A 24779-nucleotide genomic window follows, 5' to 3' on the forward strand; every position below is an offset into this window, starting at 1 on the left:
AGCAATGCTGATCTATTCTGATATTCTGGAAAAGGAGGACCGCGTGAGCGAGACCTTGTCCCGCCAATCCGTCGAACCCGATGAGATCAATCTTGCCATCGAAGGCGCACAGGCTGCGCTGGGTGGGAAGCAGAAGTCGGACGGACACTGGGTCTATGAGCTCGAAGCGGATGCCACGATTCCGGCCGAGTATGTTCTGCTCGAGCACTATCTTGACCGGATCGACCCGGAGAAGCAGGCCAAGATCGGCGTCTATCTGCGCCGTATTCAGGGCGACCACGGGGGCTGGCCTCTTTACCATGACGGCGGGTTCGACCTCTCCGCGACCGTAAAGGCCTATTTCGCGCTGAAGGCCATCGGGGACGATATTGACGCTCCCCATATGCGCATCGCACGCGAGGCCATTCTCGATCATGGCGGCGCAGCGCGGACGAACGTGTTCACGCGGATCCAGCTCGCACTGTTTGGGGAAGTCCCATGGGACGCAACGCCTGTAATGCCGGTCGAGCTCATGCTCCTGCCACGCAAGGCGTTCTTCTCGGTTTGGAATATGTCCTACTGGTCGCGCGCCGTTATCGCGCCGCTGCTGGTGCTCAACGCGCTTCGGCCCAAGGCCATCAATCCGCGCGGCATTCATGTGCAGGAACTGTTCGTCAAGCCGCCCTCTGAAGTCACAGACTGGATCCGCGGACCGTACCGTTCGGTGTGGGGCCGCTTCTTCAAGCATCTGGACTCTGCCTTGCGTCCGGTTCTGCCGCTGATCCCGCGCAGCGTTCATAAAAAGGCCCTCAAAGCCGCCAGCGATTTCATCGAGCCGCGCCTGAGCCGGGGAGGGCTGGGCGCCATTTATCCGGCCATGGCCAATGTCGTGATGATGTATCGCGCGCAGGGTGTTCCGGACACTGATCCACGTGCGAAGACCGCCTGGGATGCAATCCAGGATCTTCTGGTCGATCATGGCGACGAAATCTATTGCCAGCCCTGCGTCTCACCGGTCTGGGATACAGGCCTGTCCGGTCTGGCAATGATGGAAGCCGCATCCGGACCGGCTGGGACCAGGCATGAAGAAACCATTGCTTCCCTGAAGAAAAGCGCCGAATGGTTGCGGGATCACCAGATCCTTGACGTCAAGGGTGACTGGGCGATCAACGCGCCAGACCTTCGTCCGGGCGGCTGGGCGTTCCAGTACGAGAACGATTACTATCCGGATGTGGACGACACCGCCGTTGTCGGCATGCTGCTGCATCGTGTCGATCCCGAAGGCAACCGTGACGCCATCGCCCGTGCGCGGGAATGGATCATCGGGATGCAGAGCACGAATGGTGGCTGGGGCGCCTTCGACATCGACAATGATCACGAGCTGCTCAACCATATTCCCTTTTCAGATCACGGCGCGCTTCTGGACCCGCCAACGGCTGACGTCTCTGCACGCTGCATTTCCTTCCTGGCGCAGCTGGGTGACCCCGACGACCGGCCGGTCATTCTCAAGGCACTCGATTATCTGCGCTCCGAGCAGGAGCCGGAAGGCTGCTGGTTTGGCCGATGGGGCACGAACTACATCTATGGCACCTGGTCTGTTCTGTGCGCGCTGAACATCGCCGGTGTCCCGCATGATGATCCGATGGTCCTGCGCGCCGTGAACTGGCTCGAGAGCGTCCAGCGTCCTGATGGCGGCTGGGGTGAAGACTGCGCCACCTACGAAGGCGGCACCGCAGGGATGTATAAGAAGAGCCTGCCATCCCAGACGGCCTGGGCTGTTCTGGCTCTCATGGCCGTCGGTCGCCGCGAGAGCGAGGCTGTCAAACGCGGCGTCGCCTATCTTGTCTCGCAGCAGAACGAAAAGGGCGAGTGGCAGGAAGAGGCCTATAACGCTGTCGGTTTTCCGAAGGTCTTCTACCTGCGCTATCACGGCTACAAGCAGTTCTTCCCGCTGACTGCTCTGGCCCGCTACCGCAATCTTGGTGTGAGCAACAGCGGCAAGGTGGAGTACGGATTCTGATGCTGGGTGTTCTCGCAGGTCTGAAACAGGAAGCCCGTCTGATCCGACGCTTCCTGCCGAATGCTCCCGTGGCATTGAGCAACGCCACGCCTGAAGGTGCGCGCAGAGGCGTAGAACGTCTGCTCAAGGCAGGCGCGACCGAACTCCTGTCCTTCGGATGTGCGGGAAGCCTCTCACCAGACGTTGCGCCCGGAACCGTCATCGTAGCGGACCATGTCCACTATGAAGACAGGGACATTTCCTGCGATCCGAATCTGAGCCAGATGTTTGGTTCGGCCTATGCCCGACGTGGCGGCATTCTGCACAGCGATGTGCTGGTCGAACTGGGCTTGGAAAAGGCCTGGTATTTTTCCCAGACGAAATGCCTGGCCGTGGATATGGAAAGCGGCGTTGTGGCCGATGCAGGCGTGCCCTTCGCCGTTCTGCGTGTCGTATGCGACGATGCAACGCGGGATCTTCCGCCTGCGGTCAAGACCAGCATGAAAAATGGCGCGGTCTATGTGCCGGGACTGATGGGATCTCTGCTGCGACATCCCCTGCAGATTGGCGGACTGATTCGGCTGGGCCGGGAAGCGGCCGTCGCACAGCGCGCCATGGAGTCATTCCTGCAGGCCAATCCGCCCAAGGCCTGAAAGGGAACCGTTACTGGCGCTGTCATCATGCAGCCGCCAGTAACGGTTCGCCGGACGATCAGACTGCCTTGCTGTTTTCAGCCAGACGCTCCGGGCGGAAGCCGGTCGCGACCACATAAAGCTCGCTGGACTCCTTGCGCGAAGCAGGCGGCTTGACGTGTTTGACGCTGGCAAAAGCCGTCTTCATCAGGGCGAGCATGTCTTTTTCCGACCCTCCCTGGAAGACCTTGGCGATAAAGCTGCCCCCCTCGGCCAGAACCTGAAACGCGAAATCCAGCGCGCCTTCAGCGAGCCCCATGATCCGCATGTGATCTGTCGCCGCATGCCCGGTCGTGTTCGGCGCCATGTCGGACATGACCAGATCGGCAGGTCCGCCGAGCATGTCTTTCAGCCGGTCTGGCATCTCGGGATCGGTGAAATCCCCCTCGATGATTTCCGCACCGGCGACGGGATCAACCGGAAGCAGGTCAAGCCCTACAACATTTTTGGCACCGCGCTTGACGGCAACCTGCGTCCAGCCGCCCGGAGCCGCACCCAGATCAATGATCCGCGTGCCTTCTTCAATCAGTTTGAAGCGGTCGTCGATCTCGATCAGCTTGAAGGCGGCGCGTGAACGCCAGCCCTGCTTGCGGGCGGCCGCGACGTACGGATCATTCAGTTGGCGATTGAGCCAGCGCTGCTGGGCGGTCGTCCGTCCGCGGGCTGTTTTGAGCGAAACCGTCTTGTTTCTTGCTGTGCGTGACGTCGCAGAATCGAGCGTTGCGTCGTTTTCACCGGGGTTGGAGGCGCTTTTCAGGGCCTTGCCCGGAATACGCTTCGGTCCCGTGTCCTTACTGGAACCGGAGCGGGATCTTGGCGGCTTCATATTGTGGCATATGTCCCGAATGGGCCCCGTGACCGGGGCGTGGCATGGCGACTGGTCGTGTGACGTCCCTTGCCGGAACGCTGACCATGATCGCGGGCCATACGCAGCAACATCCCATCGCGCAACCCCCGGTCCGCAATCGTTACGTCTTCAACAGGCCACAGGCGGTGAATTGCTTCAAAGATCGCGCAGCCCGGCAGGACGAGTTTCATACGCTCTGCTCCCACGCACGGATGGTTCGCGAGTTCATCACGATCCAGACTGCGCAGACTGCCAATGGCATCCATCATGCTGAGACCGGGCAATGTCAGGCCGTCAATAGCCGTACGGTTGTAGCGGGGCAGGGACAGCGCAACTCCCGCAAGCGTGGTCACAGTGCCGGACGTCCCGATCAGGCGCGTCTTGCCATGCGTCACTTCCCGCCGGATGCGGTGAACGTTCTCGAAACCCTTCAGATAATCCTGAACGTGCTGCACCATGGTTTCATAAGATGCACCATGACCTTCACCGAACATTTCCTGAAGGGTGATCACGCCAACGGGAACACTGGTGGTGCCGATCAGGGTCTGGGTCTGGCGTTCCGGATCAATCCGGACCCACGCCACTTCGGTAGACCCGCCCCCAATATCAAAAAGCACACCACGATCGGCACGAACGGGCTTGTGTTCTGGCTGACGGAAGAGGGGAGAGCAGCTTTCCAGCGCAAGCTCCGCTTCCTCCCGTGCCGTGATGATGTCGATCGTAAGACCCGTCTCATGCTGGACACGTGCCAGAAATTCGCGACCATTGGCTGCCTGACGGCAGGCTTCTGTCGCAACCGCACGCATATGGACAAGAGGCCACTGCTTCATACGCTCCGCGCAGATGCGCAGGGCATCCAGTGCGCGCTTCATGGACTCTTCGGCAAGACGTCCGCTGGCCCGCAGACCTTCCCCCAGACGGACCGAACGATTGAAGCTATCTACAACACGGAAACCATTGGGCGTTCCCGCAGCAATCATGAGGCGGCAATTATTGGTGCCAAGATCAATGGCACCAAAGAACGGACCCGTACGTCGCGCGGACGCATGAACAGGCACCGGGCCTGACAGGTTGTGATCCGTTCCATACCTCATCATGTGTTTCGGCTCCCGCTTGCCCGTGATCTGGGACCTTGGAAAAGCAGCATGCGGCCCCCGGGACCCTACCCGCAAGAAAAATATCCGTTTTTTCAAAAAAAATGTCCTTATCCCTCTTGCGCCACATGGGGGCGATTGATAAACACCCTCTCACCGCTTGGGAGATAGTTTAGCGGTAGAACTACCGGCTCTGACCCGGTCAGCCCTGGTTCGAATCCAGGTCTCCCAGCCAAGAAATCCTCAGAAAATACCGCAAAAAAGAGACTTCCCCTCAGGGGGTAAAGTGCTCTATGAGGACCCGCCAACGGCCGGACGGCCTCTTGGTCTCCGGCTCACATACATCGCGTCGTCACGACGCATGACGTAACGGGGGCAAGCGGGCATGACATCATCTTCCGGCACAACACATCTTAATGAGCGCATCCGCGAGGCGCTGGCATTCGACGATGTTCTCGTCGAACCGGCTGAATCGTCGGTCCTGCCGGCGCAGACCTCGACCCGGACCCGCCTGACACGCTCCATCGAACTGAACATCCCCCTGATGTCGTCTGCCATGGATACCGTGACCGAAGACGGCATGGCCATTGCAATGGCGCAGCAGGGCGGCATGGGCGTCATTCACAAGAACCTTTCCATTGAGGAGCAGGCCGAGCAGGTCCGTCGCGTCAAGCGCTTCGAATCAGGTATGGTCGTCAATCCCGTCACGGTTGGCCCGGACCAGACGCTGGCCGAGGTTCAGGCCATCATGGCGCGCCACGGAGTGTCTGGCCTTCCGGTCGTTGAAAACGGCAGTGGCGTGCTGGTCGGTATCCTGACCAACCGCGACATGCGCTTTACGACCGACCCGAACACCCGCGTCCGCGACCTGATGACACATGAGAACCTCGTGACGGTTCTCAACGGTGCAGCGCCGGACGAAGCACGCACGCTTCTGCATCGCCATCGGATCGAGAAGCTTCTGGTCGTTGACGAAAACCAGCGCTGCATCGGCCTGATCACCGTCAAGGATATGGACAAGGCCATCGCGCACCCGCTGGCTATCAAGGACTCCCAGGGACGCCTGCGCTGTGCCGCAGCAGTGGGTGTCGGCGAAGACGGCCTCAAGCGTGCAGCAGCCCTTGCCGAGGCCGGCGTGGACGTCATCGTCGTTGATACGGCCCATGGTCACTCCCAGGGCGTTCTGACGGCTGTGGAAACGCTCAAGAGCCGCCATGGTGGACTTCAGATCATCGCCGGCAATGTTGCAACGCCACAGGCCGCACGCGCCCTGATCGCGGCTGGCGCCGACTGCGTGAAGATCGGCATCGGTCCGGGGTCCATCTGCACAACGCGCGTCGTGGCCGGGGTGGGCGTGCCGCAGTTCTCGGCAGTCATGGAAACGGCAGCTGCGTGTCATGAACTGGATATCCCCGCGATCGCGGATGGCGGTATCCGGACGTCCGGCGATATCGTCAAGGCCATTGGTGCAGGCGCGGATGTCGTCATGGTAGGCTCGCTGCTCGCCGGTACGGATGAAAGCCCGGGTGAAACGTTCCTGTATCAGGGCCGGTCCTACAAGGCTTATCGCGGCATGGGCTCGCTGGGAGCAATGGCCCGTGGTTCTGCGGACCGTTATTTCCAGGCGGAAGTCCGCGACACGCTCAAGCTGGTTCCGGAAGGCATCGAAGGTCAGGTTCCCTACAAGGGCAGCATGGCCCCGGTTATCCATCAGCTCGTCGGCGGTCTAAAGGCTGGGATGGGCTACACGGGCTCGGCAACGGTGGCAGATCTTCAGGTCCGCACCATGTTCCGCCGCATCACGAATGCAGGCCTGCGGGAAAGCCACGTCCATGACGTGACGATTACCCGGGAAGCCCCGAACTACCGCCGGGACTGAACCTTCCCGCATCAAAGCCTCTCGCATTGAGAGGCCAAACGGGCTACGGGGGCGCTATGACCCCCGCAGCCCGTCTTTCAGGCGCCATCGATCTGCTCTGTGCGATCCAGAATGCGCCCCGCCGTCCCGCCGACGCCACAGCCAACGCTTTCTTTCGCGAACGACGCTATATTGGTGGTGGCGACCGGCGCGCCATTTCCTCAATCGTCTGGGACGTCCTGCGTGGCTGGAGACGGCTGCAATGGCATCTTAAGGATATTTCCGGCGATATCTCACCACGCCTGCTGTGCTCGGCATCGCTTCTCCTTGGTGGGGAAACGATGGAGAACGTCCGCAAGCTGTTCAGTGGCGAGCGTTATGCGCAGAAGCCTCTGACGTCACGTGAAGATATGGCGCTTAAAGGTCTGGAAGGAAAAGAACTTTCCACCCAGAAGCAGCCTATCGCCGTACGGCTTGAATATCCGGACTGGCTGGACAGTGCGCTGCGCGAAACGTTTGGAAACCGGCTTCCCGACGAAATGGAAGCCATGCTGGGAACGCCAACGCTCGATTTACGCGTTAATCTGCTGAAGGGAAGTCGCGAGGCGGCCATCCGCGAGCTACGACGCGAATCGCTTCAGGCAGAGCCGACGAAGCTTTCGCCCTGGGGGCTGCGGCTTGATGGGCGCCAGCCGGTCACGGCGACGCAGGCGTTCAAGGATGGTCTGGTCGAAATCCAGGACGAGGGCAGCCAGCTCGTAGTAGCGGCCGTGGATGCGCGGGGCGAGCATCGGGTTCTGGATTACTGTGCAGGTGCGGGCGGCAAGACGCTGGCACTGGCGATGACCATGGAGAACCGCGGGCATATCGTAGCCTGTGACGTGCATGAGAAACGTCTGGACGGAGCGGTCAAGCGACTGCGTCGGGCAGGCGTTCATAACGTCGAACGGCATCTTCTGGTGTCGGGAGACAAATGGGCCAAGCGTCGGGCCGGCAGCTTCGACCGGGTGCTGGTCGATGCGCCGTGCTCGGGAACCGGAACCTGGCGCCGGAACCCGGATGCGCGACTGCGCCTGACGCCAGAAGACATTCAGGAACTTGTCATCAAACAGGCGCAGATCCTTGATCGTGCAGCATCTTTGGTGAAGCCGGGTGGACGCATGATCTATGCAACCTGTTCGCTTCTGGCCTGCGAGAACGGACAGCAGATCGATACCTTCCTCAAGCGTCGAACGGATTTCGTGCGTCTGCCGAAAGAGCAGATGTCTGAACTTCTTCCCGCCGAACTGCGGAACAAGGCTCAGTTTTCGCTGACGCCACTGCGGGATGGAACGGACGGGTTTTTTGCCTGCGTGCTGGAGCGGGTCGTGACGGATACGAAGCCTGAAGAGACAGTTGAAGCCGCGGCTACGACACCACAGGCAGAAGGTCCTTCCACATAACCAGTGCGTCCACATAGCCTTCGGACGGGTGATCGAAGGCTCCAGGAAGCGTGCCGATCACCCGGAAGCCTAGTGACTTCCACAAGGCTATGGCCCGCAGGTTTGTGCTGACGACGAAATTGAACTGCATGGCGCGGAAACCGAGTTTCGTGGCTTCCGCCAGAGCATGTTCGGCCATGAGGCGACCCGCGCCAAATCCGGACCGGGCGATGAAACCGGCATTGGCGATATGCGCGCCACCGCCTTTCTGATTGGCCTGAAGATAGAATGTCCCGACGATCTCATAATCGCGGGTCTGCACGACATAAACGCGGTGCTCGACATCCATCCAGTAGGCCAGCGCCTGCCGCCTGCCCCAGTGGCGGGGCAGGGCATATGTCTCGGCTTTACGAAGAACGGGGGACAGAAGCCGCCAGATGCCCTCGCGGTCCAGGGACTGGGCAGGACGGATCAGCAGATCCGTTTCAGAGTGGTGGAGCGGGGTCGTCATGATGGAGCATTCTTCCGCATTTTAGGCGCGTCGCGTGATGTGCGATATGATACCGCTTCATATCCATAACGCGGAGCCCGTCCCGAACATCCATGCAATATGACATTCTCATCGGCATTGCCTCGACTTTCGGAGCGGGGATGCTGGCCCAGTGGGTCGCCTGGCGCTTCCGGCTTCCAGCTATCGTTCTCCTGTTTTCGCTCGGTCTGATTTTCGGACCCGGGCTTGGCATCCTTCATCCATCGGAAACGATGGGATGGATGTTCCGGCCGCTGGTATCACTGCTCGTGGCGCTGGTGGTGTTCGAAGGGGGTATGGCGCTGGATTTCCGCCAGTTGCGCGAAGCCGGTGAGGGTGTCGCCCGCCTGACAATGCTCGCACTGCCAATCAACTGGGTGCTTGGCTCGCTGGCAGCACATTATGTCGCGCATCTGGAATGGGGCACGTCCATGCTGTTTGGCGCGATCGTCGTCGTTACAGGACCGACCGTCGTTCTGCCGCTGCTACGCAGTGCCAAGCTTCAGCCGCGCGTGGCGGCATTCCTGCGCTGGGAAGCCATCGTCAACGATCCGCTCGGTGCCATTCTGGCGGCCGTCGTGCTTCAGCTGATGATGCTGCATGTGGACGTTCATGCGGACGTATTCTTCACACATACGCTGCCCGATCTTCTGGGCGCGATTGCGGTCTCGCTGTCCGCAGGGATCCTGCCGGCCTATTTGATCCGCTACCTGTTCACCCGCGATCTGATGCCGGAAATTCTCAAGACACCGGTGCTGATTTCGATGGCGCTGGTGATCTTCTCCCTGTGCAATCTCGAAATGGGCGGTGCGGGGCTGATGGCGGTGACGATCTTCGGCATGGTCCTGGCAAACCTTCAGATCCCGGGCGTTGCGGAACTGCGACGCATGAAGGAATCACTGGTAGTTCTGGTCGTCTCGGTTCTGTTCATCATGCTGACGGCGGACCTACATCGGGATGTTCTGGCGCAGCTTTCCATTCCGATTTTCGCATTAACAGTCGTCGTGCTGTTTGTCGTACGGCCAGTAGGTATTTTCCTCTCCACGCTGGGCACCAGCATGCCATGGAAGGAAAAGCTGTTTGTCGGCTGGATTGCACCCCGCGGTATCGTCGCAGCAGCCGTCGCCGGTGAAGCCGGGATCAGCCTCAAGGAAGCGGGATACCAGTCTGCCGATCTTATCATGCCGGCCGTGTTTGCGGTCATTGCGGTTACAATGATCCTGCATGGGTTTTCACTCGGACCTATCGCAAGACTGCTGAAACTGACGCTGTCCAATGAGCCGGCGATCGCCATCCTTGGCGCCAGCGCATGGTCCATCAATTTTGCCCGATGCCTGCGGCAGGCTGGTGTGCCGGTTCTGCTGGTGGACAACCGCTCCAGCGCACTTATCCCCGCCACGCGTCAGGATATTCCCGTCCTGCGGGCAGAGCTTCTGTCCCAGCATGGTCAGGAATCATTCGAGGAGCGTCCCGCTGATTACCTGATCGCGACAACAGGTGACGGCATCTATAACGGAATGGTGTGTGGACATCTGGCGCCAACCATGGGGCGTCAGCGGGTCTACCAGATCAGCCCCGGCGTGGCACGGCTGGACTTCTATCATGGCCTGTCACGCGATGCGCGCGGCAAGGTCCTCGGCGAGCCTGCCTGGAATTACACCCTGTTCGACACCCTGTTCGAGCAGGGCTGGCGGTTCGTGGCAGTGGAAGCCACGGAAGAGACTGCTCCGTCATTCGGTACGGATGAAAACAGGCTCGATATTCTCGTGGTCCGGCGTGATGGCGGCATCCTGATCCGCTCGGCCGAGGACAACGACAAGGCCGTGCCCCAGCCGGGGGACTACATGGTCTCCATGGTGCCCCCGTCAACCGAACTGGCCTAACAGGAACTAGGCCGGTGTCTCCACCGTAATATGCGAGAGACCGGCTTTCAGAAATGCCCGCAGATCTTTCTCATCCAGAGCAATACAGCCCTCGGTATTGCCGCTGGCAGGTGGCAGATGGAGAAAGATCGCGGAACCCCGTCCCGACTCGGCCGGGGCATCGTTCCATCCCATCACAATGCAGAGATCATAAGCATGGTCGTCCCGCCACAGATTTTCGCAGGAAGCGGGGTGAGGGAGAGTAACGGCCCGGTTGTAGTCAGGATGGGTCGGATCGTCGCACCAGCCGTCATTGGGAGTGATAGGCTTAACAGGCAATCCGGCGCCGGAAACCGGGCGTAATGTGCGATCAGCACGATAGAGAATACGCCTGAGCGGCAGTTCCCCGACGGGAGTGCGGAGATCTCCCTCAGTCTTGTCAAGAGACAGACCGTACCGACCAATCAAAGCCGGAACGATTTCCCCCTGGAAGTGAAGAAAAGCGCGGTCTCCAGCGGTTTTCAAAATAGCTTTAGCCATAATCCTGTTTCCTTTTGCCGCTGTCCTTGCCATAGTCTGCCCACAGACATTCTGTACTTTCCTTACTCGCAGGAGAGGGAAGTCTGGATGTTCGAGTTACGAACGCCGATCTTTGCGGATGTGACTTCTTTTCCGTCGTGATAGAACGAGACAGGTTACTATGGCAGGTCCCCGCCCCATCCTGATTGTAGACGATGATGATACACTGCGTCGTCTGCTGGCCGAGCAGCTTCAGCACGGTGGCGAGTTGGAGGCTGTCGAGGCAACCTCCGTCGCTACGGCCCGTGAGCTTCTTGCCAAGCCCGGCGCCCGATATGACGCCATGCTGCTGGACATCACCCTTCCGGACGGTGACGGCCGCGACTTCTGTGCCGAATTGCGACGTGAAGGCGTCCGCATGCCGATCATCATCCTGACCGGCTCTGATGACGAGCATGATGTCGTACGCGGTCTGGACGCCGGCGCGAATGACTATGTCGCCAAGCCGTTCCGGATCGGAGAACTTCTGGCCCGTCTTCGCGCCCAGCTCCGGATTTTCGAAAACAGCGAAGACGCCGTGTTCGAAATCGGTCCGTATGCATTCCGCCCTTCTGCCAAGCTTCTGGTCGAAACCGCCCGTAACCGCCGGATCCGTCTGACGGAGAAGGAAGCGGCGATCCTGAAGTATCTTTACCGTGCAGGTCAGCGGCCGGTGGCACGTCAGGTTCTCCTGAACGAGGTCTGGGGCTACAACGCCGCAGTGACCACCCACACACTTGAGACGCATATCTACCGTCTGCGCCAGAAGATCGAGCCCGATCCGGCCCGCACGTCACTGCTGATTACGGAAGGGGGCGGTTATCGTCTCGATCCGGAAGGACGTGGTGTCATCGGCTCCGACAGCCTGTCAGCCTGAAAGCTGACAGGACAGGTTCCAGTTCAGGCTGGATCAAAATCCAGCACGACCGGGACGTGATCGGACGGGCTTTCCCAGTCGCGCACGTCCCGCAGGATCCGGACATTACGCAGACCCGGCATAAGGTCGGGCGTCATCCAGACATGATCCAGCCGCCGTCCGCGGTTGGACTTCTTCCAGTCCCTGTTGCGGTATGACCACCACGTATAGAGCTTTTCGGGCTCTGGCGTGATTGTCCGCATGGCATCCTGAAATCCCGTTGCCATCCAGGCCTTGAGACGTTCGATCTCGGGTGGCGTGTGGCTAATGATTTTCAGAAGCTGTTTGTGACTCCACACATCATGCTCCAGTGGCGCGATATTGAGGTCGCCAACCAGAATGCTGCGGGCAGGCGGGGTGCCGGTGAACCAGCCGGTGGCCTCGTCCACGAAGGCGAGCTTGTGGGCAAATTTTTCGTTTTCTTCGGGATCGGGAACATCCCCACCTGCCGGCACATAGAAATCATGCAGCAGGATCGGACCAGCCGGCGTGGAGATGCGGGCCGCTACATGGCGACAGTCGGAACGGCTGCACCAGTCCGGCATGTCGGCGACACTCTGTAGCGGGTGCCGCGACAGGATCGCCACGCCATTATAACCCTTCATGCCTTTATAGACCTGATGAGGCAGACCCATTTCCGTCAGGGTCTGGGCTGGAAAGAGGGGGTCCGGGACTTTCGTTTCCTGCAGACAGACGATGTCCGGGTTTTCCTGTTCGACGATCTGCTTCAGCAGAGGCAGCCTGAGTCGGAGGGAATTGATGTTCCATGTAATAAGACGCATGGACAAAAGGGATCGACCGGATCGGTCGTTTTGACAAGCGCCCTCTTGCGCATGAGGCGTTCCCGTCCGATCTAGAACAAACCATGACTGATCTTCACGACACGCTCCTGACGCTTGATTCGCATATCGATATTCCCTGGCCAGACCGGCAGGATGCCTGGGCGGAGGAAACCTCCCGGCAGGTAAATGTCCCCAAGACGCGCAAGGGCGGTCTGCGGGCAGTCTGCCTCGCTGCCTATATCCCGCAGGGTTCGCGCGACGACGCCGGGCATGATGAGGGCTGGTCACGGGTTCAGGCCATGCTGGACGTGATCTCCGGTCTCGAAGGCGGGCAGGGCGTTCGTGTGTGCCGGACTGCTGCAGACGTGCGGGCCGCTTATGAGGCAGATGATTTGGCTGTCATTCCTGCGATCGAGAACGGACATGCTCTTGGTGGCCAGCCCAAGCGGATTGCTGAACTCGCCCGCAAATATGGTGTGCGGTACATGACGCTCACCCATAACGGGCATAACGCGCTGGCCGACGCCGCCATCCCCCGCAAGGATCTGAACGATAGCGAAACCCTTCATGAGGGACTGTCGGAGCTGGGGCGTGAGGCTATCGCCGAAATGAACCGTTCTGGCGTTCTGGTTGATGTGTCCCACGCGGCCAAGTCAACCATGATGCAGGCCACCGAAGTCTCGACCACGCCAGTTTTCGCCAGTCATTCCTGCGCACGCGCCCTGTGCGATCATCCGCGCAATCTGGATGACGAACAGCTTGATCGACTGAAAGAAACAGGCGGCCTGATTCAGGTGACGGCCATGGGCTCATTCCTGAAAAAAGGCGGGGGCGGAACCGTCGAAGATCTGGTCCGCCATGTCTCGTACATTGCAGACCGGATCGGCGTGGAGCATGTCGGCATCTCCTCCGATTTCGACGGCGGCGGCGGGATCCCGGGTTGGAGAGACGCGACTGAAACAGCAAATGTCACGCACGCTCTTCAGTCCGCCGGCTTCAGTGACAAGGACATTGCTGCCATCTGGGGTGGTAACATGCTGCGCCTGCTGGAGACTGCCGAGAAGGCAGCGACACAGGCCTGATCAGGGCGGGATGGAGTATTCCTTCTGCCTTTCGAAAGAATAGAACATGATCATGGTGGAGGAAAGAGGAGCCGGTTCGTCCACCATGATCCGCTGACATGTTCTGGGACTGCCTTACGGTCGCTCTTTGTCTCCAGAGTGAAGCTGACACTCCGGGAACGAAAGCAAGATGCAAGCGTTTTCAATGACTTGCAAAACATGATTAAAAATTGGGCAATCTGATGGCAGGTCTGGCAAACCGGGGGTTTCATGATTCTGTCACGGAGCAGCCCACAGACTTTTCCACAGGTTCAGTGGATGACTGAAGAAGCCGAATGACCGACCTTCCTCCACACGACATCGACCCTGCGAGCGATCATGCCGAACCCGTTGTTCCTGCACAAAAAAAGCAGGGCGTGGAAGCTATCCGGGAAGCGCTGAAGACCATTCCCTACAGCCCTGGCGTGTATCGCATGCTGAGTGCCAAGGGTGAGGTTCTCTATGTTGGCAAGGCGCTGAGCCTGAAGAAGCGCGTGTCGTCCTATACCCGCCTCAACCAGCTGCCGGAGCGACTGCGGCGCATGGTGTCGATGACCGTCTCGATGGAGATCGTCATCACGCGGACGGAAGCGGACGCCCTGCTTCTGGAAGCCAATTACATCAAGCGGATGAAGCCGCGCTTCAACATCCTGCTGCGCGATGACAAGAGCTATCCATGGCTGATGCTGACGGAGAACCATGAGTTTCCGCAGATCACCAAGCAGCGCGGCAAGCCGGTCAAGGGCGCGACATACTGGGGACCGTTTGCGAATGCCTGGGCCGTCAATCAGACGCTAAATCTGGTGCAGCGCAGCTTTCTGCTGCGATCCTGCTCGGATGCCGTCCTGAACAGCAGGACGCGGCCATGCCTGCTGTACCAGATCAAGCGCTGCTCCGCGCCCTGTGTGGATCGGATTTCCAAGACGGATTATGCCGAACTGGTCAGCGAGGCGCGGCAGTTCCTGTCGGGCCATAGCACCGAGTTGCAGCAGCGTCTGGCGGCAGAAATGGAGCAGGCCTCGCAGGACATGAACTACGAGCGCGCCGCTGCGATCCGTGACAGGATCCGCGGATTTGCCAGCATTCAGGGCTCCAGCACAATCAATCCGTCCACGATCAATGATGCCGACATCATGACGATCTGGCAGGAAGCCGGCCAGAGCTGCATTCAGGTCTTCTTCATCCGTGGCGGCCGGAATAACGGCAATCGGGCGTTTTATCCGGCACATCTGGAGGAAGAGAGCGCGGCAGACGTGCTGTCAGCCTTCATGATCCAGTTCTATGACAACAAGCCGCCGCCGCCGACAGTCCTCGTAAATTGCGAAATTCCTGAACTGAAACTTGTCGAAGAGGCGCTCAGCATCCGGCGAGGACAGAAGGTCGAAATCCTGAGACCCCAGCGCGGCGAGAAGAAAGATGTCGTCGAGCATGCAGCGCTCAACGCCCGCGAAGCGCTGGAGCGGAAACTGGCGGAGAATACCGGGCAGCGCAAACTGCTCGAAGGTGTGGCCGAGGTCTTTGGGCTGCCGGAAACGCCCCAGCGGATCGAGACCTACGATAACTCCCATATCATGGGACAGGCGCCTTACGGTGTCATGGTTGTGGGTGGGCCGGAAGGATTCAACAAACGCGCCTATCGCAAATACAGCATCAAGGGCCCGGTCACGCCTGGAGACGATTTCGGCATGATGCGGGAAGTGATGGAGCGCCGGTTCGGACGACGCCCCGAAAACGGAGAGCGCCCCGAGGACTGGCCGGATCTGCTCCTCATTGACGGTGGTCTCGGGCAGTTCAACGCGGTGCGGGCCGTTCTCGCCGATATGGGCGTGACCGGCATTCCGATTGTCGCCATCGCCAAGGGGCCGGACCGGGACGCGGGACGGGAGTGGTTCTTCACGGAGACAAAGCCGCCGTTCCAGCTGCCGCCGCGTGATCCCGTGCTTTACTATCTGCAGCGTCTGCGTGACGAGGCCCACAGATTCGCAATCACGACGCACAGAGCAGGGCGATCCAAGGGGTTACGAAGCTCGGAGCTGGACGACGTCCCGGGAATCGGAGCTGCACGGAAAAAAGCACTGCTCAATCATTTCGGCTCGGCGAAATCGGTCAGGCAGGCCAGTCTGGAGGAACTGGAAAATGCGCCGGGCATCAGTTCCGGCACGGCGACCGCGATCTACGGGCATTTTCACCCGGAATGGGTCCAGAAAGCTTCGGTTGACGATCGCAGCCATTAGAACGTCTGTCAGGATTTACACGAAAAATACATCTTTGGCGGACACATTGGCGCATACCGGAGAGACGGAAACTGTTCTAGACTGGCCACGATGCTGACAGATCTGCCAAACATTCTGACACTGCTGCGTATCGCGTCCATTCCCGTACTGGTCGTGCTGCTCTCCGTGCATTCGCCGACTGCGAACGTGATTGCCTGCGTGGTCTACACGGCCGCGTGCATCACGGACTATCTTGACGGGGCCCTGGCACGTCGCTGGCATCAGCTTTCCGAACTTGGCCGGATGATGGACCCCATCGCCGACAAGCTTCTGGTCGGCTCGCTCCTGCTAGCTCTGGCCGGCCTCACACAGCTTCCGGTCTTCTCGCTTTATGCGGGCATCATCATCATGGTCCGGGAAATCCTGGTCAGCGGTCTGCGGGAATACATGGCGTCCCAGCGGGAAACGCTGCCATCGACGCGGCTTGCGAAATGGAAGACCGGCATCCAGATGGTCGCCATCGGATTCCTGATCGGTGGAGATGGCGCGGCCGGAATGCTGGGTCTCTCCTTCCTGCCCGCCAGCCTGATCGGCGGGATCCTGCTCTGGTTCTCGGTCATTCCGACCGTCATCAGCGGCTGGGGTTATCTGACTGCGGGGCTGACCCGCATCATGGCGGGACAAACCCGTAAATCATCCAAAATCAGCTTCTGATGTCTTCCGAAGGAAGAATTGTTGCTGTGTTTGACTGTCTTCATCTGGCGCTCCGTTACAAGGACCGCTAAAGGTCATTTATTGACCTTGTGGGAGTAAGAAATGCGGAAGGCCGCTCTGCTGGCACTACCTCTCGCTCTGAGCGGCTGTTCAGGCATGGGCAAGTATATCCAGGACACAATGTTATGGACCGCGCTCGATAATCCAAATGGACCCCATGGTGACAGTGAGAACATTCACCGTGCACGTGGTGAGAAGTTCGCCGAAACACCGATTTTCCCCGAGAGCGGCAACATCTGGCCAGGCCCTCCACAGCCACTTCCGACCCTCAAGGACGTCGAGAACCCCAACAGTACGTTCAGTCACGCCCTGGGCGATCCGGCGACCTATTTCGGTGGTGCGGCGCTTGACGAAAACTTCATGGGTGGCATCGGCAGCAAGGGCGCCCTGGGGGCATCCGGTCCCCAGTTGAAGCAGGGACAGAGCATGTCGGTCGGCGAAAGTGTCGATATGCACCAGGGCGTGAGCAGCGACCGCAGCCACGTCATTCCAACGCTTCCATCTTCCGTTCCCGACAGCGCCGGGCATTTCCTGAACAAGAATCCGAGCAAGACCATCGTCATTCCGAACGGAGACGGCACGAGTACGCTGATCGCTCCGGATGGAAGCGTGAAGGTCGTCCGCGGCGTACCCGCGGTTCCGAAATAAACCGGTGACTGGCGGCTTTCATAGCCGCCATTATTGTATGAGCCGCGCTTAATACTGCCGAAAAAGTGCGACCAGACGTCCCTGGATATGGACACGTTCCGCCGGGAAAATGCGGGTTTCGTAATCCCGGTTGGCGGCTTCCAGCGCAATCATCGAACCACGGCGCCGCAGTTTCTTGAGCGTCACTTCCTGTCCGTCGATCAGGGCAACGATGATCTGTCCGTTTTCGGCCGTTTCCCGACGCCGGATGATGGCGATATCCCCATCCAGAATACCTGCCTCGATCATGGAATCGCCCGCAACCGTCAGGGCATAATGCTCGCCGGTCCCGAGCAGGGAAATCGGAACTTCGATCCAGTCACTGTCATCCTGCATGGCCTCAATCGGAAGACCGGCTGCAATGCGACCATAAAGAGGAATGGTGACGGTCTGACGGTCATTGGCCACACTGGCCTCGGAGAAAGCCCCTTCAAGTTCCGTCTGGTGCTGACTGATGACAGCCGGGACAAATCCCGCTCCAGCAGACGAGGCGACAGGCGCTTCGGTTCCCATGTGAGGCAGACGCAGCACTTCAAGGGCACGGGCGCGATGATGGTGCCGGCGCAGGAAGCCACGCTCTTCCAGCGCAGAAATCAGGCGATGAATGCCGGACTTCGAACGCAGTTCAAGGGCGTCCTTCATTTCGTCGAATGAGGGGGAATATCCCGTCCGGCGAAGATGATCATCGATATATAGCAAAAGCTGGTGCTGCTTGCGGGTCAGCATACAGGCGCTCCCATGCGCCTCGGCGGAGGCAGGTCGAGAAAACTGCAGAATGAGACGCATCCTGCATTTGTTCCTTATAGGTTCCTCTCTGTTGCCTCACAAGCAAAAGAGCAGGGGGTACACGGATGACTGATCAGATTTCCTGGCAGCGAAAGCCTTTGAAAACAGAGCAAAACTGCGAAATCGTGCGGGAAGCTCTTGACCTTTGAGGCACAAATCAGCATGGTGCGCCCAATCTAGAGATCAACATGCTGCATCGACACCTTCGAGCGGCATCAGTATGGCGAAAGCCCGAGGGTATCATGGGAAAGAGCAACGTTATTCAGATCCGGCTCGTTTCGTCAGCCGAAACCGGCTACTTCTACGTCACGAAGAAGAATGCCCGTTCCGCTACGGGAAAGATGGAAGTGCGCAAGTACGACCCGGTTGCACGCAAGCACGTCGTGTTCCGCGAAGCCAAGATCAAGTAAGACTGTTCAGACAGTCTTCATAAAAAAAGCGGCCTTTGGCCGCTTTTTTTGTGTCTGATGGAAAAGATTTCCTGACCACTGCTCAGAACAGCTTGTCATGCGGGCCGTAGGGGACAACCAGATCACCACTCCGCGTCAGGTTCATCGTGGCGCGGGCCCGTTCGTCCAGCATATCAGCGTCCAGCGCCTTTTCCTTGAGAGCAACGACACGACGACGCCAGACATTCTGTTCGTCTTCGGCGTCCTGTTTTGCCTGGACGGCATCTTTTTCAAGCTGCGCCTGTTCCTGATAGGCATGAATGCCATGCGCGCCGTGAAGCGCATTCCAACCGAAATAAACGGTCAGGGACAAGAAGAAAGCCGGAGGAGCCACGGCGCGGACACCACGCTTGATAAGTCGGACCAGTGTCACGTCGTGCAAACTCCGTTCTGAATGACTGCGTCAGTCTATATCAGTCATCTGTGACCAAACAATGAATGATACGGATATCTTTCATATCCTGGATAAGAAGACGGCCCAGTCTCACCAGGCAGACGGGGCCGTCTGGCAGAACTCAGGTGTTCTTGAGAATGCTGCGGCCAGCGTAACGGGCTGCGCTGCCGAGCTGCTGCTCGATCCGGATCAGCTGGTTGTACTTTGCCGTACGATCGGAGCGGGAGAGGGAGCCCGTCTTGATCTGACCGCAGTTCGTGGCGACCGCGAGGTCGGCGATCACAGAATCTTCCGTTTCACCCGAGCGATGGCTCATGACGCAGGCGTAACCGGCCTTGTGTGCGGTTTCCACAGCTTCAAGCGTCTCGGTCAGCGTGCCGATCTGGTTGACCTTCACGAGCAGGGCGTTCCCCGTGCCGGCCTTGATGCCACGACGCAGACGCTCGGGGTTGGTAACGAACAGGTCGTCGCCAACAAGCTGAAGTTTCTTGCCCAGACGGGTCGTAAGCTCTGCCCACCCTTCCCAGTCGTCTTCCGCCAGACCGTCCTCAATGGAGACGATCGGGTAACGGTTGGCCAGATCCTCAAGGTAAGAGATCATGCCCGAAGCATCGAATTCCTTGCCTTCCCCCTTTAGGTTATAGCGACCATCCGCATAGAACTCGGTAGCAGCGCAATCGAGTGCGAAGGTCACGTCCTCACCGAGCTTGTAACCAGCGGCCTCAACGGATTTAGCAATAAAACCAAGAGCTTCATCCGCAGACTTCAGGTTCGGTGCGAAGCCACCTTCATCGCCGACATTGGTGTTGTACCCGGCTTCGGACAGACCCTTCTTCAGACGTGCGAAGATTTCCGAACCCATGCGGATCGCGTCGGCAACCGTCGGCGCGCCAACCGGCTGGATCATGAATTCCTGGATGTCGATCGGGTTGTCGGCATGCTCACCGCCATTGACGATGTTCATCATCGGCACCGGCAGAAGATGGGCGTAGGCACCGCCGACGTAGCGGTACAGCGGCAGTTCCAGTTCCTCGGCCGTGGCCTTGGCAACGGCGAGGGAAACACCGAGGATGGCGTTCGCACCCAGACGGGATTTGTTCGGCGTTCCGTCCAGATCGATCATCGCATTGTCGATGGCGATCTGGTCTTCCGATTCGGCACCCTGAAGAACTTCGAGGATGTCGTTTTCAACGTGGCTGCAGGCCTTCAGGACGCCCTTGCCGCCGTAGCGGGACTTGTCACCATCACGCAGCTCCACGGCTTCGTGAGCGCCTGTAGAGGCACCGGACGGGACAGCAGCGCGGCCGCGGGCACCCGAGGACAGCTCGACCTCGACCTCGACGGTAGGATTGCCGCGGCTGTCCAGGATTTCGCGGGAGGTGATATCAACGATGGCGCTCAATGGAAGCTCTCCTGGATATGCGTGAACCGGGGTGGCTCGTGACCGTTCAGAATGGAACAGCTATTTCAAGTCTCAAAATCACGCCGTGAGGTCAACGACGACATGCGCCTTCCTTTTCCCGTTTTCGTGCTCGGCATCGCCGGACTGATCCCCTTCGTGACGCTCGGCGGCTGGATCTTCCTGGCCGGGCTGTTTGCGCCTCTGCCGCATCTGAAGATCATTCTGCTGGCGTACGGGGCCTGCATCCTGTCGTTTCTGGGAGCCGTGCACTGGGGGCTGGCCATGGAGCGGCCGGACATCATCACGGTAGGCGGGACGTCACAGCGGGACCGTCAGCGTCTTGTACTGGGCGTCTGCCCTGCGCTTTGGGCATGGCTTGCGCTCTGTGTGGGTGTGCTGGGACATGTCCGTGCCGGTTTCGGGCTGGAAATCATCGGCTTTGTCGGGACATTCCTCGTGGAGCGGGAAGCCTGGAGGAAAGGTGCTCTTCCCCCAGGTTATCTGCCGCTTCGGACTGGCCTTACGACTGTCGTGGTGCTGAGCCTGTTTCTGGCCGCTCTGGCACCATCTGGCACTTAGGACAGGAAGGATTTCGCCAGAGCGTCAAAGGCTTTCAGGCGCGTCAGGAGACCATGCATTTCACTGAGCGGCACCATGGTCGGGCCATCGCTTGGGGCGTGGTCCGGGTCCCGATGCGTCTCGATGAAAACAGCAGCCACGCCAATCGAAAGGGCAGCACGGGCCAGAGGCTCGACGAATTCGCGCTGTCCACCCGTTGACGCACCAAGACCGCCCGGCTGCTGGACCGAGTGCGTGGCGTCGAACACGACCGGATAGCCCGTCTGCGCCATGATCGGCAGACCACGCATATCGCTCACAAGCGTGTTGTAACCGAAACTCGTGCCACGGTCGCAGAGCATGATGCGCTCATTACCCGTGGACGCGATCTTCGCTGCGACATTTGCCATGTCCCACGGGGCGAGGAACTGGCCCTTCTTAATGTTGATGGCACGGCCCGTTTCGCCAGCAGCCAGCAGCAGATCCGTCTGGCGGCACAGGAAGGCCGGGATCTGGAGCACATCCACGGCCTGAGCCGCAGGTGCGCACTGTTCGGCTGTATGGACATCGGTCAGGACAGGAACGCCAAAGCGCTCGCGGATACCAGCGAGGATGTCCAGACCAGCATCCATGCCAACGCCGCGCGCGGCATTGACCGAACTGCGGTTCGCCTTGTCGAAGCTGCTTTTGTAAATCAGCCCGATGCCAAGCTCGCGACAGATGCCGGAGATGGCGTCAGCCATCTCCGTTGCGTGCTCGCGGGATTCGATCTGGCAGGGACCAGCAATCAGCGTGAAAGGCTGATCCTGACCGACCGTAAGGTCTCCAATCCGGAAGCTCACTTGCTGTGAGCCTCCTTGACGGCCGCGGCGATGAAGCCTGCGAACAGTGGATGCGGGTCGAAAGGCTTGGAAAGCAGTTCCGGGTGATACTGCACGGCCACGAACCAGGCGTGATCCGGATATTCAATCACTTCTGGCAGCACACCGTCAGGTGACAGGCCGGAGAACCGCAGACCGGTCTTTTCAAGGCGGTCCTTGTAGTGCGCGTTGACTTCCCAGCGATGACGATGGCGTTCGCGAATTTCCGTGCGGCCGTAGATTTCGGCCACGCGGGAGCCCGGAACCAGCTTGGCCGGATAGGCACCCAGACGCATCGTACCGCCCAGATCGCCGCCTTCGCGACGACGGAGCATCTCACTGCCACGGGCCCATTCGGTCATCAGACCGACCAGAGGCTCATCCGTGGGACCGAACTCGGTGGACGAGGCTTTGGGCAGACCCGCCAGCGAACGTGCACATTCGATCACGGCCATCTGCATGCCGAAGCAGATACCCAAGAACGGGATGTTGTGCTCACGGGCGTAGCGGACAGCCTGGATCTTGCCTTCCGCACCGCGCTCACCGAAGCCACCCGGGACGAGGATGGCGTCCGCATCCTTCAGGCGCTCGGAAATGTTGCCGTTCTTCTCGAACTCTTCCGATTCGATCCAGTCGAGCTTCACCTTCACATGGTTGGCGATGCCACCATGCAGCAGGGCCTCGGCCAGTGATTTATAGCTGTCGAGCAGAGCCGTGTACTTGCCGACGATAGCCACGCGGACTTCGCCCTCGGGCTCGCGAATCGCATGGACGATTTTTTCCCAGCGCGAGAGGTCCGGCTTGCTGTCATAGGGCAGGCCGAAATAGCGCAGGACTTCCTGATCCATTCCCTCATTGTGATAGGAAATGGGGCAGGCATAGATCGTGTCCACGTCGAGCGCCGCGATGACGGCTTCCGGACGGACGTTGCAGAAATTGGCAATCTTCCGACGCTCGTTGTCCGGAATAGGACGGTCCGAGCGGCACAACAGCATCTGCGGCTGAATGCCGACATTCTGCAGTTCCTTGACGGAATGCTGTGTGGGCTTCGTCTTAAGCTCGCCAGCTGCCGGAATATAGGGCAGGAGGGTCAGGTGCACGCACATGGTCTGGGCATGGCCGAGATCATTGCGCAGCTGACGGATGGCTTCGAGGAAGGGCAGGCTCTCGATGTCGCCGACCGTGCCGCCGATTTCCACGAGGACAAAATCATAGTCGTCGGTACCCGTGACCACGACGTCCTTGATGGCGTCCGTGATGTGCGGAATGACCTGTACGGTCCCGCCCAGATAGTCGCCGCGGCGTTCGCGGGCGATCACATCCGAATAGATCCGTCCCGTCGTGGTGTTGTCCGCACGTGACGCGTGTACGCCCGTGAAGCGTTCATAGTGACCGAGATCGAGGTCGGTTTCCGCCCCGTCATCGGTAATGAACACCTCACCGTGCTGGTACGGGCTCATGGTGCCCGGATCCACGTTGAGATAGGGGTCCAGTTTGCGCATGCGGACCTTGTATCCGCGCGCCTGGAGGAGAGCAGCGAGGGCCGCTGAAGCGATGCCCTTGCCGAGAGAAGATACCACACCGCCGGTGATGAATACGAAACGCGTCATGGGCGGTCTTCATACACTGCCGACATGGGGCAGGGGAAGCGAAGAGACGCGTCTGTTGAAAAGATCCCCGTTAAAAAGTTTGAACGGGGATTTTCAGGCCCGGTCAGTGAGCGGGTGCGGGAGCCGGAGCAGCAGGTGCAGCCGGAGTTGTGGTGGTGGTCGTCTGGGTTGCGGCAGGCGGTTCGGCCAAAATGTCATGCGAGCCGACGCCGGAAGAGGCGCCACGGTTCATGACGGCCAGCACCAAGCACAGCAGCATGAAGATGCCGGCGAGGACGGACGTGGCACGCGTCAGCAGCGTTGCCGTTCCACGGCCGCTCATGAAGGAGCCCATGCCCTGGCCGCTGCCAATACCGAGGCCGCCGCCTTCGCTGCGCTGGATGAGAATCACCCCGATCAGCGCCAGTGTGACCAGCAGGTTGAGAGCAAGCAGAAGAGTGGTCATGAACGATAGGGTCCGGACAATGGTTGGGACGTCAGGCGGAAAGACGCTGCTTCGGCGATGCGCAGGAAGCGCTCTGCTTCCAGACTGGCACTGCCGACCAGCACCCCTCCGAGCGACCCGATGGAAAAGATGGTCGGCGCCTGAGCCGGTGTTACGGAGCCGCCATACAGGATCGGGACGCGAATGTCATCCGTCTTGAGACGGGACTGCAACAGTCCATGCAGCAAAGAGAGGGTCCGCTCAAGCTCGTCGATCGGCGGAACAGTGCCACTTCCGATGGCCCAGACGGGCTCGTAAGCCAGCACACCGCTGAAGCCATCCGTCAGGGAACCCTCGACCTGCGTGGCCAGAACAGTGGTCGTCCGGCCTTCAAGCCGCTCCTGCATTGTCTCGCCAATGCATACGATGGGAACAAGGCCCGCAGCCTCGGCAGCCTCGACCTTCTGGCGAATCAGTGCATCGGTCTCGCCATGGGCCTGACGCCGTTCGGAATGGCCGAGAATGACATAGCGCACTCCCAGATCAGCCAGCATTTCAGCCGAGATATCTCCGGTATGGGCACCGGAAGACGTCATGTGGCAGTCCTGCGCCCCGAGACAGACAGGCGTTTCCGGTCCCGCAGCATTGATGATGCCGTGAACGCTGGAGAGCTGCGTAAAGGGAGGGCACAGGACGAGCCGGACATCATCGGGCAAGGACTGCGCGCCTTCAGCGACGGCACGGGCCAGTCTTGTGGACTGCTCGCGCAGGCCGTGCATCTTCCAGTTCCCTACGACAAGCCTGGGTAATGGGGGCACTTTTCCTCCTTGCATCGTCCCGGGGACGGACTGCGAAATGGCTGCGGTATCGCAGGCTCCGAACCAACAGAACACTCAACGACAGATCTCGTTCCGGTCTGCTTCTGGTCAAGCCGTTCTCACGACATTATGGTGCCGCAAGTTCTAGCGGGCCTTCCATGCCCGCA

General features: G+C 59.7%; 24 protein-coding genes and 1 tRNA gene. 13 read left to right on the forward strand and 12 right to left on the reverse strand.

The annotated features are described in order from the left end of the window. Positions 1-4 precede the first annotated feature (4 nt). Positions 5-1999, forward strand: coding sequence for a squalene--hopene cyclase (gene shc / locus HKD24_RS08840; RefSeq protein ID WP_194259961.1), 1995 nt, complete (start codon positions 5-7; stop codon positions 1997-1999). Beyond that, entirely contained in the window at positions 1999-2631 is a 633-nt protein-coding gene (locus tag HKD24_RS08845) for a phosphorylase family protein (RefSeq protein WP_194259962.1), read from the forward strand. Before shc ends, HKD24_RS08845 begins: the two co-directional genes overlap by 1 nt. Positions 2632-2689: 58 nt before the next feature. On the opposite strand, the gene HKD24_RS08850 is transcribed toward HKD24_RS08845, so the two are convergent. Both HKD24_RS08850 and HKD24_RS08855 read right to left on the reverse strand, forming a co-directional pair. Next, complete coding sequence (locus HKD24_RS08850) at positions 2690-3496, reverse strand: RlmE family RNA methyltransferase (protein ID WP_194259963.1); 807 nt, start codon at positions 3494-3496, stop codon at positions 2690-2692. Further along, a complete protein-coding gene (locus HKD24_RS08855) occupies positions 3493-4614 on the reverse strand; it encodes a Ppx/GppA phosphatase family protein (protein ID WP_194259964.1) in 1122 nt (373 codons plus the stop codon). The genes HKD24_RS08850 and HKD24_RS08855 overlap by 4 nt, the downstream gene beginning before the upstream one ends. Positions 4615-4772: 158 nt before the next feature. Here HKD24_RS08855 and HKD24_RS08860 point away from each other — a divergent pair. The 3 genes from HKD24_RS08860 (at position 4773) to HKD24_RS08870 (ending at position 7911) form a co-directional block, all read left to right on the forward strand. Continuing rightward, a tRNA-Gln gene (locus tag HKD24_RS08860) sits at positions 4773-4846 on the forward strand. A gap of 150 nt (positions 4847-4996) precedes the next feature. Then, positions 4997-6490: an IMP dehydrogenase gene (guaB, locus tag HKD24_RS08865; protein ID WP_194259965.1), complete on the forward strand. Its 1494-nt coding sequence runs from the start codon at positions 4997-4999 to the stop codon at positions 6488-6490. A gap of 56 nt (positions 6491-6546) precedes the next feature. Next, positions 6547-7911: an RsmB/NOP family class I SAM-dependent RNA methyltransferase gene (locus HKD24_RS08870; protein WP_194259966.1), complete on the forward strand. Its 1365-nt coding sequence runs from the start codon at positions 6547-6549 to the stop codon at positions 7909-7911. On the opposite strand, the gene HKD24_RS08875 is transcribed toward HKD24_RS08870, so the two are convergent. Continuing rightward, positions 7877-8401 (reverse strand): GNAT family N-acetyltransferase, encoded by a 525-nt coding sequence (locus HKD24_RS08875; protein ID WP_228124286.1) that lies wholly within the window; start codon positions 8399-8401, stop codon positions 7877-7879. The genes HKD24_RS08870 and HKD24_RS08875 overlap by 35 nt on opposite strands. Before the next feature lie 92 nt (positions 8402-8493). On the opposite strand from HKD24_RS08875, the gene HKD24_RS08880 reads away from it, so the two are divergent. After that, positions 8494-10302, forward strand: coding sequence for a cation:proton antiporter (locus HKD24_RS08880; RefSeq protein ID WP_194259967.1), 1809 nt, complete (start codon positions 8494-8496; stop codon positions 10300-10302). A gap of 6 nt (positions 10303-10308) precedes the next feature. Here HKD24_RS08880 and HKD24_RS08885 read toward each other — a convergent pair whose 3' ends face one another. Continuing rightward, complete coding sequence (locus tag HKD24_RS08885) at positions 10309-10821, reverse strand: L,D-transpeptidase family protein (protein WP_194259968.1); 513 nt, start codon at positions 10819-10821, stop codon at positions 10309-10311. Between the two features lie 160 nt (positions 10822-10981). On the opposite strand from HKD24_RS08885, the gene HKD24_RS08890 reads away from it, so the two are divergent. Then, positions 10982-11716: a response regulator transcription factor gene (locus HKD24_RS08890; protein WP_062510479.1), complete on the forward strand. Its 735-nt coding sequence runs from the start codon at positions 10982-10984 to the stop codon at positions 11714-11716. Positions 11717-11739: 23 nt separating this feature from the next. Here HKD24_RS08890 and HKD24_RS08895 read toward each other — a convergent pair whose 3' ends face one another. Next, positions 11740-12537: an exodeoxyribonuclease III gene (locus HKD24_RS08895; RefSeq protein WP_194259969.1), complete on the reverse strand. Its 798-nt coding sequence runs from the start codon at positions 12535-12537 to the stop codon at positions 11740-11742. A gap of 83 nt (positions 12538-12620) precedes the next feature. Here HKD24_RS08895 and HKD24_RS08900 point away from each other — a divergent pair, with 83 nt between their 5' ends. The 4 genes from HKD24_RS08900 to HKD24_RS08915 all read left to right on the forward strand — a co-directional run bounded on the left by HKD24_RS08900 (position 12621) and on the right by HKD24_RS08915 (position 17272). After that, a complete protein-coding gene (locus tag HKD24_RS08900) occupies positions 12621-13619 on the forward strand; it encodes a dipeptidase (RefSeq protein ID WP_194259970.1) in 999 nt (332 codons plus the stop codon). A gap of 314 nt (positions 13620-13933) precedes the next feature. Beyond that, positions 13934-15871 carry an excinuclease ABC subunit UvrC gene (gene uvrC / locus HKD24_RS08905; protein ID WP_228124287.1) on the forward strand — a complete coding sequence of 646 codons (1938 nt, stop codon included), beginning with the start codon at positions 13934-13936 and terminating at the stop codon, positions 15869-15871. A 90-nt stretch (positions 15872-15961) separates the two neighbouring features. After that, positions 15962-16564: a CDP-diacylglycerol--glycerol-3-phosphate 3-phosphatidyltransferase gene (pgsA, locus tag HKD24_RS08910; protein WP_194259971.1), complete on the forward strand. Its 603-nt coding sequence runs from the start codon at positions 15962-15964 to the stop codon at positions 16562-16564. Positions 16565-16666: 102 nt separating this feature from the next. Further along, the gene (locus HKD24_RS08915; RefSeq protein ID WP_194259972.1) at positions 16667-17272 is read left to right on the forward strand and encodes a hypothetical protein; all 606 of its coding nucleotides are present in this window, start codon (positions 16667-16669) and stop codon (positions 17270-17272) included. Between the two features lie 48 nt (positions 17273-17320). Here the strand turns inward: HKD24_RS08915 and lexA are convergent, their stop codons facing one another. Further along, complete coding sequence (gene lexA, locus HKD24_RS08920; protein ID WP_194259973.1) at positions 17321-18037, reverse strand: transcriptional repressor LexA; 717 nt, start codon at positions 18035-18037, stop codon at positions 17321-17323. Between the two features lie 302 nt (positions 18038-18339). On the opposite strand from lexA, the gene rpmG reads away from it, so the two are divergent. Beyond that, entirely contained in the window at positions 18340-18507 is a 168-nt protein-coding gene (gene rpmG / locus HKD24_RS08925; protein ID WP_011253780.1) for a 50S ribosomal protein L33, read from the forward strand. A gap of 82 nt (positions 18508-18589) precedes the next feature. Here the strand turns inward: rpmG and HKD24_RS08930 are convergent, their stop codons facing one another. Further along, positions 18590-18919 (reverse strand): septum formation initiator family protein, encoded by a 330-nt coding sequence (locus HKD24_RS08930; RefSeq protein WP_194259974.1) that lies wholly within the window; start codon positions 18917-18919, stop codon positions 18590-18592. Positions 18920-19061: 142 nt separating this feature from the next. After that, a complete protein-coding gene (eno, locus tag HKD24_RS08935; RefSeq protein ID WP_194259975.1) occupies positions 19062-20342 on the reverse strand; it encodes a phosphopyruvate hydratase in 1281 nt (426 codons plus the stop codon). A gap of 102 nt (positions 20343-20444) precedes the next feature. On the opposite strand from eno, the gene HKD24_RS08940 reads away from it, so the two are divergent. Further along, on the forward strand, positions 20445-20921 hold the full coding sequence (locus HKD24_RS08940; protein ID WP_228124288.1) for a DUF3429 domain-containing protein: 477 nt from the start codon (positions 20445-20447) through the stop codon (positions 20919-20921). Here the strand turns inward: HKD24_RS08940 and kdsA are convergent. From kdsA to tpiA, 4 genes are all read right to left on the reverse strand, one after another. Further along, the gene (kdsA, locus tag HKD24_RS08945) at positions 20918-21742 is read right to left on the reverse strand and encodes a 3-deoxy-8-phosphooctulonate synthase (protein ID WP_194259977.1); all 825 of its coding nucleotides are present in this window, start codon (positions 21740-21742) and stop codon (positions 20918-20920) included. The genes HKD24_RS08940 and kdsA overlap by 4 nt on opposite strands. Next, positions 21739-23370 (reverse strand): CTP synthase, encoded by a 1632-nt coding sequence (locus HKD24_RS08950; protein WP_194259978.1) that lies wholly within the window; start codon positions 23368-23370, stop codon positions 21739-21741. The genes kdsA and HKD24_RS08950 overlap by 4 nt, the downstream gene beginning before the upstream one ends. A 103-nt stretch (positions 23371-23473) precedes the next feature. Further along, positions 23474-23815: a preprotein translocase subunit SecG gene (gene secG, locus HKD24_RS08955; RefSeq protein ID WP_011253786.1), complete on the reverse strand. Its 342-nt coding sequence runs from the start codon at positions 23813-23815 to the stop codon at positions 23474-23476. Next, the gene (tpiA, locus tag HKD24_RS08960; protein WP_194259979.1) at positions 23812-24627 is read right to left on the reverse strand and encodes a triose-phosphate isomerase; all 816 of its coding nucleotides are present in this window, start codon (positions 24625-24627) and stop codon (positions 23812-23814) included. The genes secG and tpiA overlap by 4 nt, the downstream gene beginning before the upstream one ends. Positions 24628-24779: the final 152 nt, after the last annotated feature.

This window comes from Gluconobacter vitians (assembly GCF_015244565.1).
Taxonomy (GTDB): Bacteria; Pseudomonadota; Alphaproteobacteria; order Acetobacterales; family Acetobacteraceae; genus Gluconobacter; species Gluconobacter vitians.